Origin of the sequence: Massilia sp. BHUDP2, from assembly GCF_046236355.1 — a bacterium.
Classification (GTDB): Bacteria; Pseudomonadota; Gammaproteobacteria; order Burkholderiales; family Burkholderiaceae_D; genus Telluria; species Telluria varians.
On the sequence record NZ_JBJUVW010000002.1, the window covers coordinates 1,345,832 to 1,362,370 of the forward strand.

Genomic DNA, 16,539 nt, shown 5'->3' on the forward strand with positions numbered 1-16,539 from the left:
CAACTTGCCGGACCGGCCCCACCTGTCGTAACAGGACGCGGCCAAAACGCGGCCGCGGGTAAGATCAAGCCGTTATGACAACAGGAGCAATCGTATGCAAATCAATGTCAATACCGACCGCACCATTACCAACCACCAGGGCCTGGACGAACACGTGGAATCGGTCGTCCGCAGCTCGATCGACCGTTTCGGCGACCACATCACCAGCGTCGAAGTACACCTGAGCAACGAGAACCGGCAGAAAGGCGCCGACGGCGGCAACTCGTGCATGATGGAAGCACGCGTGCGCGGCTACCAGCCGATCGTGGTCCACGAGCATTCCGACGACCTGCGCCAGTCGATCAAGAACGCCGGCGGCAAGCTGGCGCGCGCCCTCGACAGCGCCCTGGGCCGCCTGCAGGACAAGGACCGCCACGGCCACGCTGCCCCGGCAGTCGACGCCCTCGCGGACAAGCACCTGACCGATTCGTAAGCGGTGCGAGCGCGCGCCCTGCTCCTGGGCGTGCGCTTGTCGTTTCCATTCAAGCCGCGCCTTCCATCATCGCCCGCAGTTCGCGCAAGTAGCGCAGGCCGGCCAGCGCGCGGCTGCCGTACCACGACATCATTTCCCCATCGACCAGGAACACCGGGATGCCGAGCTGCTTCTCGAGCGCGTCCGCATGCGCCTCGGTAAACCGGTAGGGCTCGGTGGACAGCAGCACGGCGTCGAGCCCGTCCACCAGCTGCGCCGACCACTCGAAGCGCGGGTAGCGCGCCTCCCCCAGATCCGGCACCGTCCAGCCCAGCTCGGCCAGCATGGCGGCGATATACGTGTCTTTCGACACGCTCATCCACGGGTCCTGCCAGATACAGTACAGCACGGTGCGCGGCGGCGCCGAAGGCAATGCGCGCAAGGCCGCGTATTCCTGCTCGAAGGCTTCGCACCAGCGTTCAGCTGCTGCTTGCGCACCGAAGATGCCGCCCATCAGGCGCGCCAGCGCCAGGTTGTCGCCTGGGACCACCGGATGGGTGACGACGACGTGCGGCACGAACTTCGCCAGTTCCTCCACCGTCGGCTTTTCGTTTTCGTCGATGTTGACCACCAGGTGGGTCGGCGCCAGCTTGCGGATCTTCTCGATGTTCACGTCCTTGGTGCCGCCGACCTTCGGGATCGCCTCCACCGCCTCGCGCGGATGAATGCAGAAGCCGGTACGGCCGACCAGTTGTCCCGCCAGGCCGAGTTCGCACAGGAGTTCGGTAATCGAAGGCACCAGCGACACGATGCGGGCGCCGGGTGCGGGGTGGTGTTGGTGGCCGAGCGCGTCGACCAGGTGGGCAGGATCTGTCATGGCCGCCATTTGACCACTGTTGTTTCTGGAACGCCAGCCCGCGCGCAGCAGTTGCAATGAGTTATCATGCCGTAAGGTAATGACATTAACCTCCAGTTTCTTTTTCCCGCTCGAGCAAGCCTTGGACCCGATCGGCACCTTCGGTGCTTCCCCCTATACCACGCGCGACCTGCAGCTGTTCCGCGACGCCGACGATCCGGTCGTCGCGGCGGCGCTCGCCCCGTGCGCGGTGATCCGGGTGGCGGCCGGCCGCCGGGTCGAGGACGGACTGCGCGCCCGCCTGTACATCGTGCTGTCGGGCTCGCTGGAGGTGGCGCCGGACGCCCATAGCGGCAGCGAGGACAGCGGCACCACGCGCGTGCTGCCGGGCGAAAGCGTGGGCGAGCAGGCCGTGCTGGACGACGCCGTGAACCTGGCCGCGATGACCGCACTGGAAGACTGCGAGCTCCTGGTCATCGAGCCGGAACTGGTGTGGCAGCTGATCGACCGTTCCAACGTCCTCGCGCGCAACCTGCTGCGCCTGCTGTCCTTCCGCGTGCGGGCGGCCAACGCCCAGCTCAAGCGGCGCCAGAAACTGGGCGAGTTCTACCGCCAGCTCTCGCTCAACGACGGCCTGACCGGCCTGTACAACCGCGCCTGGCTGGCCGAGATGCTGCCCAAGCTGGCGATGCGCGCGCGCCAGGACGGCAGCCCGCTGTCGGTCATCATGATCGACCTCGACCACTTCAAGCGCTTCAACGACACCCACGGCCACCTGGCGGGCGACGCCGCCTTGTCGAGCGCCGCCGGCGTGATCCGCGAGTCGCTGCGGCCTTCGGACTTCGCGGTGCGCTACGGCGGCGAGGAACTGATGGCGGTATTGCCGGACACCCCGACCGCCCTGGCCGAGATGGTGGCCGAACGCCTGGCCGAGCGCCTGCGCACGACCCTGGTCTTCCCCGACATGCGCCTGCCGCTGCCCCACGTCACCGGATCGTTCGGCGTGGCCAGCCTGGCGCCGGGCGGCGACGAGCAGGACCTGATGGCGGCGGCCGACGCGGCCTTGTATCGTGCCAAGCAGGCAGGCCGCGACCGCGTCAGCATCTAGTCACGCTTCCAGCCCTTTGGCTGACGCCGCGCCGATTCTGTGCCACCATGGCGCCTGCCCGCCCCAACGGCGACACAAGAACAATACCTGAGCAATAGATGAGCACGCATACCTTCCTCTGGCACGACTATGAAACCTTCGGCGCGACCCCGCGCCGCGACCGCCCGGCCCAGTTCGCCGCCATCCGCACCGATGCCGAGCTGAACGAGATCGGCGAGCCGATCATGCTGTACTGCCAGCCGGCGCCGGACTTCCTGCCCGACCCGCAATCCTGCCTGATCACCGGCATCACCCCGCAGCATTGCCTGGAACATGGCGTGCCGGAACACGAGTTCGCCCAGACCATCGAGGCGGCCTTCAGCGAGCCCGGCACCATCGGCGTCGGCTACAACACGATCCGTTTCGACGACGAAGTCACGCGTCACCTGTTCTGGCGCAACCTGATCGACCCATACGCGCGCGAGTGGCAAAACGGCTGCGGCCGCTGGGACCTACTGGACGTGGTGCGCATGACCTACGCATTGCGCCCGGACGGCATCGAGTGGCCGAGCAAGGAAGACGGCAAGCCGAGCTTCCGCCTGGAAGACCTGAGCAAAGCCAACGGCCTGGTCCACGATGCGGCCCACGACGCGCTGTCGGACGTGCGCGCCACCATTGCCCTCGCCCGCCTCATCCGCTCGAAGCAGCCCAAGCTGTTCGACTTCTGCCTGGAACTGCGCCGCAAGGAGCGGGTGGCCGCCGAGATGGGCCTGCACCTCGACCCGGGCCAGCGCCAGCCCTTCCTGCACGTGTCCGGCATGTTCCCGGTCGAGCACGGCTGCCTGGGCCTGGTCTGGCCGCTGGCCCAGCACCCGACCAACAAGAACGAGATCCTGGTCTGGGATTGCCGCCACGACCCGTCCGAGCTGTTCGAGCTCGACGTCGAGACGATCCGCACCCGCCTGTTCACCCGCAGCGCCGAGATGCCGGAAGGGATGACGCGCCTGCCGATCAAGAGCGTGCACCTGAACAAGTCACCGATGCTGGTCGGGAACCTCAAGACCCTGCAACCCGCCATGGCGGCGCGCTGGAACATCGACGTCGAGCAGGCGCGCGCCCATGCGGCGCTGGCTGCGGGCGGACGCAACATGAGCGCGGTCTGGGCCGAGGTGTTCAAGAAGCCGGCCGCGGGCGGCGTGGTGGACGTCGACGAGGACTTGTACGGCGGTTTTGTCGGCAACGGCGACCGCCGCAAGCTGGAGTCGCTGCGCCACGAAAAGCCGCAGGCGCTGGCCGGCATGCGGCCCTCGTTCGAGGACGAGCGCCTGGGCGAGCTGTTCTTCCGCTACCGCGCGCGCAACTTCCCCGACACCCTGTCGGCAGACGAGCGGGAACTGTGGGAGGCGCACCGGGCGGCACGGCTGTTCGAGGGCGCTGCGGGGGCGCGCACCGTCGACCAGCTGTTCATGGAGATCGATGCGCTGTCCGAGAATGCGGACGAGCGCGCGGAGGAGATCCTCGGCGCCTTGTACGACTATGCGGAGACGATTGCGCCGAGCAGGTATTGAGGCTGGGGCGCCTCCTTACCCCCGCGCCGCATTGATCGCGTCGCGCGTCTCCGTGGCCACCCGCCTTGCCGCGGCGGCGAAATCTTCGCCCGCCTGCGGCGCCGCATACAGGATCGCGCGCGAGGAATTGATCATCATCCCGGTGCCGTTCGCCGTACGCCCGGCCTGCACGGTCGCTTCCACGTCTCCACCCTGCGCGCCCACGCCCGGGATCAGGAGCGGCATGTCGCCCACCAGCTTGCGCACCTGCGCGATTTCTTCCGGGAAAGTCGCCCCCACCACCAGCGCCAGCTGGCCGTTGCGGTTCCACTTCTCGGCCACCAGCTGGGCCACGTGCTGGTACAGCGGGCGTCCGCCCACGTCCAGGAACTGCAGGTCCGAGCCGCCCGCATTCGAGGTGCGGCACAGCACGATCACGCCGCGGTCGGCCCACTCCAGGTAGGGCTCGACCGAGTCGAAGCCCATGTAGGGGCTGACCGTGACCGCGTCGGCGCCGTAGCGCTCGAAGGCTTCGCGCGCGTACTGGTGCGCGGTGGCGCCGATGTCGCCGCGCTTGGCATCCAGCACCAGCGGAATGTGCGGGTAGCGCTCGCGCAGGTAGCGGCAGATTTCCTCCAGCTGTGCTTCGGCGCCCAGCGCCGCGAAGTAGGCGATCTGCGGCTTGAAGGCGCAGGCCAGGTCGGCGGTCGCGTCGATGATCGCCTTGCAGAACTGGACGATGCCGTCCGGCTGGCCTTGCAGGTGCGCGGGGAAACGCGCCAGGTCCGGGTCGAGCCCGACGCACAGCAGGGAATTGTTGCGGGTCCATGCTGCGGAAAGTTTGTCGATGAAAGTCATCCGGGCCTCTTGTTTGTCAGTGATTGCGAACCCAATATTGTACCGCCAGCCGTGGCGCTGGACGGATGCAGCCCGGGTTCAACCCCGGACGATGCGCCAAAATATCTTTACATCATGTATATTTTGACCATTCGACAATAGCCATGGAACGAACATGACATCTACCCTCTTCTCGCGCTGGACCCGAACCCTGGCCGTGGCCGTCCTGACCGGTACACTGCTGTCCGGCTGCGGCTACAACGAGTTCCAGACCAAGGACGAGGCAACCATCGCCGCCTGGGGCGAGGTGGTCAACCAGTACCAGCGCCGCGCCGACCTGATCCCGAACCTGGTCAACACGGTCAAGGGCTATGCCTCGCACGAGCGCGAGACGCTCGAGGCCGTGACCCGGGCCCGTGCCGCCGCGACCAGCTTCCAGATCACGCCGGAGGTCTTGAACGACCCGGCCGCGTTCAACAAATTCCAGCAGGTGCAGGGCGAGCTGTCCGGCGCGCTGTCGCGCCTGATGGTCGTGGCCGAGAAATATCCGGACCTGAAGGCCGACACGAGTTTTCGCGACCTGCAGTCGCAGCTGGAAGGCACCGAAAACCGCATCACGGTCGCACGCCAGCGCTACATCGCCTCGGTGCAGGACTATAACGTCACCGTGCGCAAGTTCCCGACCAACCTGACGGCGATGGTGTTCGGCTACGAGACCAAGCCCTCGTTCACGGTCGAGAACGAAAAAGCGATCTCGACGGCGCCGACGGTCGATTTTGGTAAATAAGCGGCACACAGCGATGCACGCGCCGACCGGAGCCGGTTTCCTTCGTTGCCTGTGGGCCCTGCTGCTGGCCTTTGTGCTTGCAGCACCCGCCTTCGCCCAGCTCAAGCCGGTGCCCGCGCTGAGCGGGCGCGTGGTCGACGAAGCCGGCATGCTCGACGCCAGCCAGCGCGAGCGGCTCACGGCGGTACTGGCCGACTACGAGGCGCGCACCGGAAGCCAGATCGCGGTGCTGCTGGTCAAATCGACTGAACCCGAAGCGATCGAGCAGTTCAGCATCCGCGTCACCGACGCCTGGAAGCTGGGCCGCAAGGGCATCGACGACGGCGTGCTCCTGATGGTGGCGCGCGATAACCCGAGTTCGCTGCGCCGGCTGCGCATCGAGGCCGGGCGCGGCGTGCAGGGCGTGCTGACGGACGCCCAGTCGAAACGCATCCTGCAAGACGTGATCGCGCCGCACTTCCGCCAGAACCATTATCACGAAGGCCTGGTGGCCGGCGTCGGCGCCATCGCGACGCTGCTGAACAAGGAAAGCTTTCCTGCCCCGCAACAACAAAACCCGCAGCCGGCGCCACAGCGTCAAGTGCAGGTCGACAGCGGCGCCGGGTTTTCGCTGTTCGGCATCATTCCTCTGCTGATCGGCTTTTTCGTGCTGCGTTCGATCTTCCGGCCGCGCCGCAGCCGGCTCTCCCCGCACCACTGGGGCCACCGCCGCAGCAGCGGCCTGGGCGATGTCGCGACCGGCATCATCCTCGGTAACATCATGAGCGGCATGGGACGCGGCGGCGGCTTCGGCGGCGGCGGAGGCGGATTCGGTGGCGGCGGATTTTCCGGCGGCGGGGGCAGCTTCGACGGCGGCGGCGCCTCGGGAGACTGGTAATGGGATTCAAGCAACGCATCAAACGCGCCTGGCGCCACCTGCGCAGCAGCGACAGCGAGGCCAAGCGCGCCTTCCCGGAAACCACGCTCAGCGCGATCAGCGAGGCGATTACTGCCGGCGAGCAGACCCACCGCGGCGAAGTGCGGCTGATCGTCGAAAAGGGCCTGCCCTTCGACGACGCCTGGGACGGCGTCAGCAACCGCCAGCGCGCGCTGGCCCTGTTCGCCGACTACGGCGTGTGGGACACCGAGGACAATTGTGGTGTGCTCATCTACATCAACCTGGCCGAGCACAAGGTGGATATCGTGGCCGACCGCGGCATCGACCGCAAGATCGACAGCGCTACCTGGCAGGGGGTGTGCCGCACCATGACGGACGGCTTCAGGCAAGGCAGCTTCCACGACGCGACCCTGGCCGCCATCGGGCAGGTCAACGAGCTGCTGCGCCAGCACTTCCCGGCCAACGGCAGCCGCGCCAACGAATTGCCGGACAAGCCGCTGATGCTTTGAGCATTCTTTTGATGCCGCGCTGTCGCCGGCGACGGCGCGGCCTTATCATGGGCACCCACGCACTTCATGCAGCGCCCCATGGCCCACCGGATCACGACCATCCCGCCACGAATGGCTTGCTGGCGCGCCAGCCTCGAGCGTCGGCGCTACCGCAGTGCGCTCGCGCTCGGTACATGCCTGGGCGTTGCGGGAACGCTGTGCGCACTTTGCGTGTCCGCGCTCGTGCTGCAGTTGTTCCCTCCGGAGCTATGGGGACATTCCGCTGCTGCCGGTCTCGCCCGGCTCACTCCGGTCGGCATCTTCCTGGCGGCCGTCGTCTATGCCCCCATCATTGAAACCATGCTCGGCCAGGTCCTGCCGATTGAAGCCGCGCACCGCCTCGGCGCGCCACCCGTCGCCTGTGTCCTGCTGAGCGCGCTGGTGTTCGCCTACGGCCACTACCTGAACGGCGGGCTCGCCCACGGGATGACGACCTTCTTCGGCGGGATGATCTTTGCCTGCGCCTACGTGAACATGCGCTGGGCCGGCATCGCGCCGGCCGCCCTGGCTGCGGCGACGGCACACGCCGTGCAGAATGGAACGGTCCTGTTCGTCGTCGGGCCCCTGTTTCCGGAATGGACATAGGCGGCAGCGGCAAAACGCCGGCGCCGTTCGCGGGCTGGATACAATGACGGCTTTACAAGCAAGGATGCCGCCATGAGACTAGCCAACAAGACAGCCATCGTAACGGGCGCCAGCCAGGGCATCGGCCTGGCCTGCGCCACGCGCCTGGTACAGGAAGGCGCACGCGTCATGCTCGTCGACATCCGCCCCGAAGGCCAGGATGCCGCAGCCAGGCTCGGGGAAGCCGCCCGCTTCCACCAGGCCGACGTCAGCCTGAAGGCCGATGTCGATGCGATGATCGCCGCCACCCTGGAGGCATTCGGACAGGTCGACATCCTCGTCAACAATGCCGGCGTCACGCATGCGGCGGACTTCCTCGAGCTGGCGGAGGAAGACTTCGACCGCGTGCTGCGCATCAACCTGAAATCGATGTTCCTGTGCAGCCAGGCGGCGGCGCGCGAGATGGTGAAGCGCCAGACGGGCTGCATCATCAATATGTCCAGCGTCAATGCCGAGCTGACCATCCCGAACCAGGTGCCGTATGTGGTCTCGAAAGGCGGCGTCAACCAGCTGACGCGCGTGGCCGCGATCAGCCTGGCCGAGCACGGCATTCGCGTCAACGCCATCGGCCCTGGCACGATTCTGACCGAACTGGCAAAGAAAGCGGTACTCGGCAGCCCGGAGGCGCGCCACACGATCCTGTCGCGCACGCCGCTTGGACGCTGCGGCGAGCCCGAGGAAGTCGCGGCCATCTGCGCCTTCCTGGCGAGCGACGACGCTTCTTACATCACAGGCCAGACCCTGTACGCTGACGGTGGCCGCATGGCGTTGAACTACACGGTACCCGTGCGCGAGTAAGTGCGCCGCGCCGGCATCTTGATGAAACAGATATTCGAAATATCAATGTCTGGTATCCGTATTCTAAATTGGACGTATATTTGGCGACGCAGCATAATCTCACCTGTCTCCACTATTCTCCTCCAAGAAAATAGTTTTAAGCCCGCCTCTAGCGGGCTTTTTTTTGCCCGTACGTCGCTTACGGTTACTGGGCACCCGATCGGCGCGTCCTGCGCGATATTGTTGAGATCACGGACATCCGGAACAGTTCGGTCGTCTCGGTTCACGTTTGATCGCCGTCATAGCGTGGTCACATTCAACCCGTATACTTTGAATCACCTGCAATACACGCAACCGATATGCGTGATGGCAGCAGGTGTGCTGCACCAAGCGTGCAACACACCAACCGATTTACGTCTCTTGGCCCGATCTTGGGTTGTGCCCGTCAGTTCCTGACGGGCATTTTTTTCTTCACATCGGCAACACAATCATAAAAATCACCCCGCTGGGCTTGAAGCCCTGCAGGATTTCGCTATGATGAAGCTCCCGCCCTGCGTTTCCTGCTGCGCAGGCTTGTGGAGACAACACGATAATGGGAGCTTGTCCTATGAATCTACGTGTATCCGAGAACTACGCGCATCCGCCTGAAGCAAGCGCCTGCCGCCGCCACCATACCGACGGCAACCTGGTGCTGAGCGAACTGAATCCCCTGGCCGTCATCGACCAGCTCGACGGTGACAGCGCCCCGCTGAACCTGCTGACTTTCGGCAGCGTGCGCGAAATCTGTCCCAAGTGCCAGCACACCCACCTCAAGCTCGTGCTGCGGCAGAACAGCGTCCGCATGGCACACCTTTTCTGCGCCGACTGCGAAAGCTGTTTCGACGCCCACTATACGAACGGCGCCCCCGCGCTGACGATCTGAACAGGCAACCCGCCGGGATGCCGGCGACCGGTGCGTCGAGCCGGTCGGTGCGACAGGAAAGACAAGTGCTGTGATATCGTTCGCTTTTGCCAGCGTTTCGTCGTCATGCCCGCTTTCCTGTCCTTCCTGTTGCTCGATCCCCGCCTGCGCTCCGCCCGCATCAAGACCGCCCTCGTCCTGTTCGCGGGCGTCGTCGTTGCCGGATCGATCCCGGGGGCGCGCGCCGAAGTGGGCGAATTCGCGCCCGGCGTGGTGCTGCACGGCCTGACCTACGCTTTCCTGACCATGCTGTGGTTCTTCGGCAGCACCGGAAGCGGTCCCGTGCGCGCCGCAAAGGCACTACTGGCGATCGCCCTGATGGGCGCCGCCGACGAGCTGGTGCAGAGCTTCCTGCCCTACCGCAGCGGCGACGTGCGCGACTGGATGGTCGATGTGAGCGCAGCGCTGCTGACCAGCACCCTGCTGGCGGTGATCGTGCCGCAGCACGGCAGCGTGCGCCAACGCTGACCTTCCGCACCGCAAAAAAAATCCACCAGCCTCATGGGCAGCTTGATACAGATCAGGCTCAATCCGTGTCAGCTGGAACGCTGACGCGCTTTCCGACCTCTCACTCCAGTGGCACGTGGCATCGTCACGCATCCGATTGAACATCCACCATAAGGAGTTGACCATGAAGCAAAAACACCAGAGCATGCTCCTGGCGGGCTTGCTGGCTGTATCGCTGGGCCTGGCCGGGTGCGCCGGCATGCGCGGCGGCGGCGGCGAGTCATCGAGCGGCACCAGCAGCAGCGGCACTACCACGGGTGGTTCGAGCGGCACCTCCGGTGCGACCGGCACCGGCGGCTCCAGCAGCTACGGCTCCGGCAGCGCCACCGACGCCTCCGGCAACCCCACCGGCAGCAGCGGCAGCTCGAGCAGCCAGGGCACCATGGGCACCGGCACCTCGGGCAGCTCTGGCACCTCGGGCACCAGCGGCTCCTCGGGCTGGGACCAGTCCGGCAGTAGCGGCGCATCGGGCAGCACCGGCTCGTCCGGCTCGTCGGCAGCTGCCGGCACCTCGGCCGCCGGCAGCGCCGCACCCAACAGCACGGTGCTCGCTATCGAGGTCGTCCCGAGCGAAAGCATGAGCTCGGGCAGCTCGGGCACGGCCGGCAGTACCGGATCGAGCGGCTCAGCCGGGGCCAGCGGCGCCAACAGCTACCGCGTCACGGTGCGCATGGACGACGGCAGCACCCAGGTAGTCAACCATGCCAGCACGCCCGACTTCCGCAGCGGCGACCGCGTGAACGTCACCAGCGGCGTCATCCAGCGCTAAGCCGCCTCGTTCCGAGCGCGCTGCGGCACGGACTTGCTGCAGCGTTCCCACCGCCCCCGCCACACGAAAAAAAAACGCGCACCGTCACCGGTGCGCGTCTCTATCGCTTGCGCGTGCGCTTACGGCATGCCGGTTCCCCCAGGGATGCCGTCGCCTTCCGCTTCGACCTCCTTGCGCTGCAGCGCCACGTTGCGGGTGGCGGCGCTGATCACCTCCAGCGGCAGCTTCGGCGTGCGGTCCGCGTTGAGCAGGCCGTTGGCTTCCTGGAAGGTGTCGGTGAACTGCGTGTAGCAGAAGCCGCTGAACATGAAGGTCTCGTTCACCACCCTCAGGAGATCGCGGTACAGCGACAGGTAGCTCTCGGCCGTGTGTGCGCGCGAATAGCCCCAGGTGGTCTTGTCCGCGTCCGGATCCTGGGTCGGATCGTAGGCGATGCCGCCGAACTCGGTCAGCACGATCGGCTGGCCGCGGTGCGGGAAGCCGTCCAGGGTCAGGATGCGGCCGCCCGGACGCCGCTGGTCGAACAGGGTGCGCACCGGATCCGTGACCGCGTAGCGCGCCTGCAGCTTCTCCGGGTCGCAGTCGTAGTCGTGGATGCCGAGGATGTCGGTGGCCGAGGCTTCCCAGCCGTCGTTACCGATCACCGGCCGGGTCGAGTCGAGCGTGCGGGTCAGGTGGTACAAGGCCTCGACCGCGTTGCGGTGCGCCTGGGTGAGCGTGAGGTTCGGCACGCCCCAGGATTCGTTGAACGCGACCCAGACGATGATGCAGGGGTGGCTGTAGTCGCGCTGGATCGCTTCGGTCCATTCGCGCACCATGCGCGTGATCGCGCGCGAGCTGAAGCGGTAGGCCGAGGGCATCTCTTCCCACACCAGCAGGCCCAGCTTGTCGGCCCAGTACAGGAAGCGCGGGTCCTCGATCTTCTGGTGCTTGCGCACGCCGTTGAAGCCCATCAGCTTGACCAGTTCGACGTCGCGCTTCAGGTGCTGGTCGGACGGCGCCGTCATGAAGGACTCGGGCCAGTAGCCCTGGTCGAGCACCAGGCGCAGCTGGTAGGGACGGCCGTTGAGCATGAAGCGGTCGCGGTTGATCGAGACCGAGCGCAGCGCCGTGTACGAGCGGATGCGGTCGAGCACGCGGTCGCCGCAACGCAGGGTCACTTCAGCATCCAGCAGGGTCGGTCGCTCCGGGCTCCAGAGGATCTCGTTGCGCGAATCGTCGATGCCGGGGTCGGACAGCGCGATCTTGCGGTTCGCCTCGCCCTGCAGCAGCTTGTAGTAGTCGTCCGCCAGCAGCTGCTCGCCGTGCCAGATCTTGACCTCGACAAACAGCTCCTGGTGGGTGTGGCCGGTAGCGAACACCTCGCAGCCGATCTCGTAGGTCTCGAAGATCGGGGTCCAGCGCAGCGAGGCGATGTAGGTGTCCTCGACCTGCTCGACCCAGACCGTCTGCCAGATGCCGGTGGTGCGCGGGTACCAGATCGAGTGCGGCTCCAGCAGCCAGTCCTGCTTGCCGCGCGGCTTGGCCAGGTCGGCCGGATCGTCTTCGACGAACACGGTCACCACCTGCTTGCCGTCCGCATTCATGACGTCGGTGATGTCGGCCTGGAAAGGCGTATGGCCACCCTCGTGCTCGGCCACCAGGCGGCCGTTCACCCACACCCGCGCCGCGTAGTCGACCGCGCCGAAGTGCAGGATGGTGCGCTTGTCGTTGGGCGCCAGCTCGAACTCGCGCTGGTACCAGACGGCGGTATGGAAACCGGTGTCCTGAATACCGCTCAGTTCGGTCTCGACCGCGAAGGGCACGTTGATTTCATGGGTCCACTCGGCAACGTCTTCCGGTTTCGCATAGCGCAGCTCGTCGTCGAAGGTGAAGCGCCATTTCCCGTTGAGGTTGATCCAGTTGTCGCGCACCAATTGGGGACGGGGATATTCAAACTGATTCATTATTGTCCTTTCTGGTCAGTCGGAACCGGAATCAGGATCCGGCCCTGTCGTCCGTTCTTGTTGTAGGCCGCCAGCGCGGCGGCGGCCGCTTGCTGTGCCTGACCTGCCCGGCACAGCGCCACACAGGCGCCGCCGAAGCCGGCGCCGGTGAGGCGTGCCCCGAGCACGCCGGGCGCCGCACGCAGGTGCTCGCACAGCTCGTCCAGCTCGGGGATTGAAACTTCGTAGTCGTCGCGCAGGCTGACATGCGACGCGTTCATCAGTTCGCCGAAACGCTCGGCGCTCACGCCGCCCGCCGCTTCCAGCACGCGCAGGTTTTCCTGCACCACGTGGCGGGCCCGCTCGCGCATCGGCGAGGGCAGGCTTTCGACGGACGATGGGTCGGTGACGTCGCGCAGGGCCTGCACGCCCAGCTTGCGCGAGGCCTCTTCGCACTCGGCGCGCCGTTCGTTGTACTTGCTGGCCGCGAGCTTGCGCGCCACCCCGGAGTCGACCACGATCAGCTCTGTGTCGGGCGGCATCTTGACCAGGCGGTGTTCCAGCGTGCGCGCGTCGATGAACAGCATGTTCGTTTCGTCGGCCAGGCTGGACGCCATCTGGTCCATGATCCCGCAGTTCACGTGCGCGAATTCGATCTCGGCGCGCTGGGCGATGCGGGCCAGCTTGACGTCGTCGAGCTCGAAGCCGAGCAGCGCCCGCATGGCCCGCAGGGTGGCCACCTCGAGCGCGGCGGACGAGGACAGGCCCGAGCCGACCGGCAGGTCGGTGGTGATATAGACGCGCAGCGGCGGCACTTCCACGCCTTGCGCCTGTACTAGCCGGATGCAGCCCTCGATGTAGCTGCCGTAGCCCTGCGGCGCGCTGCCGCCCTGCGCGAAGGTGACGGTGTTGTCGAAAGTCGGCGAATAGAAGTGAAAGTGGTCGTCGCCGCTGCGGCTCATCGCCACCAGGGTGCGCTGCGGGGTCGCCACCGGCAGCATGAAGCCGTCGTTGTAGTCGGTATGCTCGCCGAGCAGGTTGACGCGTCCGGGCGCCGACGCGTTCACCTCCGGCGCGCCGCCGAAGAAGGTGTCGGTGTTCGTCATGATGATGCTTGCGCCTCCAGCCAAAGGGGCCGCTTGCGGCCATGTACGTCCGCCGCCGGCCAGCCGGGGTCGAACGTGAGATTCTCGAGCCCGTCGGGGCCGAGCAGGAAAGTGTCTTCGATTTTCAGGCCCGCGAAGCTCGGGTTGAATGCGAACGCCATGCCCTCTTCCAGCAGGGTCGCGGTGGTGGGGCCGGTGACGACTTCGCGCGCCCGGTAGCCGGTGATGCCGCCCTGGTGGTGCTCGCGGATCGCCGCCTCACGGTCGGCGTGCTTGTAGGCCGCCTCGAGCGCGTGGTACACGGCCGACAGCGACTTGCCCGGCTCGATCGCCGCCAGGCCGGTGGCCTCGACTTCCATCAGGGCGCGCTGCTCGTCCAGCGGCGCCGAATTCGCGCCCGCGAAACTGACGAAGCGCGTCAGGTTGGCGTACAGGCCTTGGCGCCGGGCGCAGAACACCAGCATGGCGCGCGCGCCCAGCGGTTCGCCGGTCGGGGTCGGATGGCGCCAGGCCGGCAGGCGCCGCTCGCCGGCGGCCAGCACCAGGGCCGGGTGGATGCCGCGCCGCCACAGCGCCTCGGCGCCCGCGCCCGCCAGCTGGAATTCGGTCCAGTCGGGCCGCGCGCGGCGCAGGGTTTCGCTCATCGCCTCGGCGGCCTCGCGGCCGAGCAGCCGGTAGCGTTCACGCTCGCTCGGCTCCAGCACCATGCGGCGCTGGCGCAGCGCGTACGGCAGCGGTTGCTCGCCGTTCGCGGGGCGGTCGGACAGGATGGTGCGGCCGGCCGCGGCATTCTGCACGTAGCGTTCGCGCAGCTCCGGCTCGGTCCAGGGTTCGATGTGGAAGGTGAAGCCCTCGGGCAGTTCCTCGGCGCGCAGGCGCTCGGCCTCGATCGCGTCGGTCATGATGCAGGCTTCCTCCGGCGTCACCAGCACCTCGGCCACGCCGTCGTCGGTGGTCTGCAGCACGGCGCTCGAGCCGCCCGCCGTCACCCAGGCGAACCAGTCGACGCCACGCAGGCGGATCGCCCCGGCTTTGGCCCCGGCCAGGTGGGCGCGCAACAGCGCCAGCTTGTCCGCGACCTCGGCGGCGCGCTGCCGGACCGGGGTCATGCGCGGACCTCCGCGAGTTCACCGCTCTCATCCAGGCTGACGTCGACCTGCTGCAGCTCGTAGGCGGTGGTCTCGGGCAGCACGTCCATCGCGAACATCCCGGCTGCCAGCTCGGTGCCGGCCAGGTACTTCAGGCGGTCGCGGGTCCGGTACGGCGGGTAGAACTGCGCGTGCAACTGGGTCTCGGGATGCGCGGCGCCGTCGGTGGGCGCCTGGTACCACGCCATCAGATAGGGGAAGGGACGGTTCCACAGCGTGTCGAACTTCAGCAGCACGGTCTTGAGCGCGCGCGCCAGGCTTTCGCGCTGCGGCGGCGTGAGCGCGGCGAAATCCTGGCAGGGCGCGGTCGGCATCACCCACACCTCGTAGGGATAGCGGGCGCAGGCCGGCACGAAGGCGATCGCATAGTCGTCGTGGTACAGCACGCGCTTGCCGTCCGCCGCTTCGTCGCGCGCCATGTCGCACAGCAGGCTGGCGCCGTGCTGCAGGAAGTACTCGCGCTCCTGCGCCAGCATGCGCGCCGGCACCGAAGGCACGAAGGGATAGGCGTAGATCTGGCCGTGCGGATGGTGCAGGGTCACGCCGACTTCGGCGCCGCGGTTCTCGAAGGGCAGCACGTAGTGGATGTGCTGGTGGCGGCCAATGCGCGTCGTGCGGTCGCCCCACACCGACAGCAGCAGCTCGATGCGCGACAGCGGCAGCGAGGACAGCGAAGCCTGCGCGTCCTGGGTGAACACCACCACCTCGCAGTGGCCGTTGGCCGGGGCGGTCGGCACCGTCACGCTGGGCGGCTCGTGCGACTCCAGCGCCAGCGAGGGGAAGCGGTTGTCGAACACCGCGATCTCGTAGTCGCCGGCCGGCATCTCGGTGGGGTGCTGCGGGTCGTTCATCGGTGCCAGCGGGTTGTATTGCGGCGGCGGCTGGTAGGTACGGTTCTGGCGGAAGGCGGCGTAGGTCACCCATTCGCCGCGCAGCGGGTGCCAGCGCAGGTGGGGATTGGCATGCTGGGGATCAGGAAAAGGGCTGGGCGCAACGATACCTTCCGGGATCGGATGGTTGCTGTACAGGGTCAGGTTGCGTCCGTCCGGCTTCTTGAGATCTTTGCTGTGCATGGCATCCAAAAAATGTCGGGCATTCGTAAAGCAAGGAGCGCGAGCCGGCACCGGGCTCTCCGGTGTCCTCGCGGTCTGTAACAATGATCCTATCATGCTGCTTTCGCCACATTTTCCCTCTAGCACCGTGGCATTTTCCGGCTATCAACGGCAGGGACAGTGGAGCGAAAAGCCGGCTTCGCAGCCTGCCCTGTCGCTCCGAGGGAAAGGCGCATTTACCCCTCCGGCGCCACCCTCTTTTGTAAGTACAATCCTACAGAATGATTGGAAATATTTACACATTCTGGCAAGCCAGAGACCTACTAGCTCAACCTGAACACGATGGCGGACCTGATGCCGGAATCGACTAGAAGCGGGCGAAAAAAAACCGGCGCTGTCATCGTTCAGTGTTGAACATACCTAACGCTATTCGCAGCATCTTGTCGGCTGACCGGACTCGCCCGCCGTCGACGGCCCACTGCCAGCCGAGATAATTGGGCAGATAGCGGGAGGCCACCCCGTTAAAGCGCGCCAGCCACTGCCGAAAACGCCGATGGTAGGCATTCACGTTCTGGACATGGACGGCGCCACGCACCCGTTCGCCGGCCCGCAGGTTCACCGCTTCGTGCGAAATGGCAGCAGTCCGGGCAAACGCCTTGTAGGCAGGATGGGAATCGGTA

Annotated in this window: 17 protein-coding genes and 1 pseudogene; 11 read left to right on the plus strand and 7 right to left on the minus strand. The window is 66.5% G+C overall.

Translation table 11 applies throughout. From position 1 onward, the window contains the following. The first annotated feature begins 94 nt into the window (after positions 1 to 94). Positions 95 to 472, plus strand: a complete 378-nt coding sequence (locus ACK6C6_RS16680) for an HPF/RaiA family ribosome-associated protein (RefSeq protein WP_036215500.1) — start codon at positions 95 to 97, stop codon at positions 470 to 472. 49 nt (positions 473 to 521) lie between these two features. On the opposite strand, the gene ACK6C6_RS16685 is transcribed toward ACK6C6_RS16680, so the two are convergent. Then, complete coding sequence (locus tag ACK6C6_RS16685; RefSeq protein ID WP_209588114.1) at positions 522 to 1,328, minus strand: helical backbone metal receptor; 807 nt, start codon at positions 1,326 to 1,328, stop codon at positions 522 to 524. 121 nt (positions 1,329 to 1,449) lie between these two features. On the opposite strand from ACK6C6_RS16685, the gene ACK6C6_RS16690 reads away from it, so the two are divergent. Further along, entirely contained in the window at positions 1,450 to 2,415 is a 966-nt protein-coding gene (locus tag ACK6C6_RS16690) for a GGDEF domain-containing protein (RefSeq protein WP_209588113.1), read from the plus strand. A 98-nt stretch (positions 2,416 to 2,513) separates the two neighbouring features. After that, a complete protein-coding gene (gene sbcB / locus ACK6C6_RS16695) occupies positions 2,514 to 3,962 on the plus strand; it encodes an exodeoxyribonuclease I (RefSeq protein WP_409268249.1) in 1,449 nt (482 codons plus the stop codon). A 15-nt stretch (positions 3,963 to 3,977) separates the two neighbouring features. Here the strand turns inward: sbcB and pyrF are convergent, their stop codons facing one another. Next, the gene (pyrF, locus tag ACK6C6_RS16700) at positions 3,978 to 4,799 is read right to left on the minus strand and encodes an orotidine-5'-phosphate decarboxylase (protein ID WP_409268251.1); all 822 of its coding nucleotides are present in this window, start codon (positions 4,797 to 4,799) and stop codon (positions 3,978 to 3,980) included. Between the two features lie 154 nt (positions 4,800 to 4,953). Between pyrF and ACK6C6_RS16705 the strand changes: the two genes are divergently transcribed. The 8 genes from ACK6C6_RS16705 to ACK6C6_RS16740 all read left to right on the plus strand — a co-directional run bounded on the left by ACK6C6_RS16705 (position 4,954) and on the right by ACK6C6_RS16740 (position 10,628). Further along, positions 4,954 to 5,565: a LemA family protein gene (locus ACK6C6_RS16705; protein WP_027866839.1), complete on the plus strand. Its 612-nt coding sequence runs from the start codon at positions 4,954 to 4,956 to the stop codon at positions 5,563 to 5,565. Positions 5,566 to 5,578: 13 nt separating this feature from the next. Further along, the gene (locus ACK6C6_RS16710) at positions 5,579 to 6,442 is read left to right on the plus strand and encodes a TPM domain-containing protein (protein WP_409268252.1); all 864 of its coding nucleotides are present in this window, start codon (positions 5,579 to 5,581) and stop codon (positions 6,440 to 6,442) included. Beyond that, positions 6,442 to 6,951: a TPM domain-containing protein gene (locus ACK6C6_RS16715; RefSeq protein WP_313032534.1), complete on the plus strand. Its 510-nt coding sequence runs from the start codon at positions 6,442 to 6,444 to the stop codon at positions 6,949 to 6,951. Before ACK6C6_RS16710 ends, ACK6C6_RS16715 begins: the two co-directional genes overlap by 1 nt. Before the next feature lie 78 nt (positions 6,952 to 7,029). After that, on the plus strand, positions 7,030 to 7,575 hold the full coding sequence (locus ACK6C6_RS16720) for a type II CAAX prenyl endopeptidase Rce1 family protein (RefSeq protein WP_409268254.1): 546 nt from the start codon (positions 7,030 to 7,032) through the stop codon (positions 7,573 to 7,575). A gap of 72 nt (positions 7,576 to 7,647) precedes the next feature. Then, positions 7,648 to 8,412 (plus strand): SDR family NAD(P)-dependent oxidoreductase, encoded by a 765-nt coding sequence (locus ACK6C6_RS16725; RefSeq protein WP_409268256.1) that lies wholly within the window; start codon positions 7,648 to 7,650, stop codon positions 8,410 to 8,412. A 586-nt stretch (positions 8,413 to 8,998) separates the two neighbouring features. After that, positions 8,999 to 9,313 (plus strand): hypothetical protein, encoded by a 315-nt coding sequence (locus tag ACK6C6_RS16730; RefSeq protein ID WP_209588106.1) that lies wholly within the window; start codon positions 8,999 to 9,001, stop codon positions 9,311 to 9,313. A 105-nt stretch (positions 9,314 to 9,418) separates the two neighbouring features. Then, positions 9,419 to 9,820 (plus strand): VanZ family protein, encoded by a 402-nt coding sequence (locus tag ACK6C6_RS16735; RefSeq protein WP_209588105.1) that lies wholly within the window; start codon positions 9,419 to 9,421, stop codon positions 9,818 to 9,820. A gap of 163 nt (positions 9,821 to 9,983) precedes the next feature. Further along, on the plus strand, positions 9,984 to 10,628 hold the full coding sequence (locus tag ACK6C6_RS16740) for a hypothetical protein (RefSeq protein WP_409268257.1): 645 nt from the start codon (positions 9,984 to 9,986) through the stop codon (positions 10,626 to 10,628). A 119-nt stretch (positions 10,629 to 10,747) separates the two neighbouring features. Here the strand turns inward: ACK6C6_RS16740 and ACK6C6_RS16745 are convergent, their stop codons facing one another. From ACK6C6_RS16745 to ACK6C6_RS16765, 5 genes and pseudogenes are all read right to left on the minus strand, one after another. Then, positions 10,748 to 12,574 (minus strand): glycoside hydrolase family 2 TIM barrel-domain containing protein, encoded by a 1,827-nt coding sequence (locus tag ACK6C6_RS16745; protein ID WP_209588103.1) that lies wholly within the window; start codon positions 12,572 to 12,574, stop codon positions 10,748 to 10,750. Further along, positions 12,574 to 13,659: a galactokinase gene (gene galK, locus ACK6C6_RS16750; RefSeq protein WP_409268258.1), complete on the minus strand. Its 1,086-nt coding sequence runs from the start codon at positions 13,657 to 13,659 to the stop codon at positions 12,574 to 12,576. The genes ACK6C6_RS16745 and galK overlap by 1 nt, the downstream gene beginning before the upstream one ends. Beyond that, entirely contained in the window at positions 13,656 to 14,768 is a 1,113-nt protein-coding gene (locus ACK6C6_RS16755; protein ID WP_409268259.1) for a M24 family metallopeptidase, read from the minus strand. Before ACK6C6_RS16755 ends, galK begins: the two co-directional genes overlap by 4 nt. Further along, positions 14,765 to 15,880 (minus strand): galactose-1-phosphate uridylyltransferase, encoded by a 1,116-nt coding sequence (gene galT / locus ACK6C6_RS16760; RefSeq protein ID WP_409268261.1) that lies wholly within the window; start codon positions 15,878 to 15,880, stop codon positions 14,765 to 14,767. Before galT ends, ACK6C6_RS16755 begins: the two co-directional genes overlap by 4 nt. A gap of 376 nt (positions 15,881 to 16,256) precedes the next feature. Then, positions 16,257 to 16,539: pseudogene (locus ACK6C6_RS16765) on the minus strand (IS1595 family transposase); the annotation flags it as partial.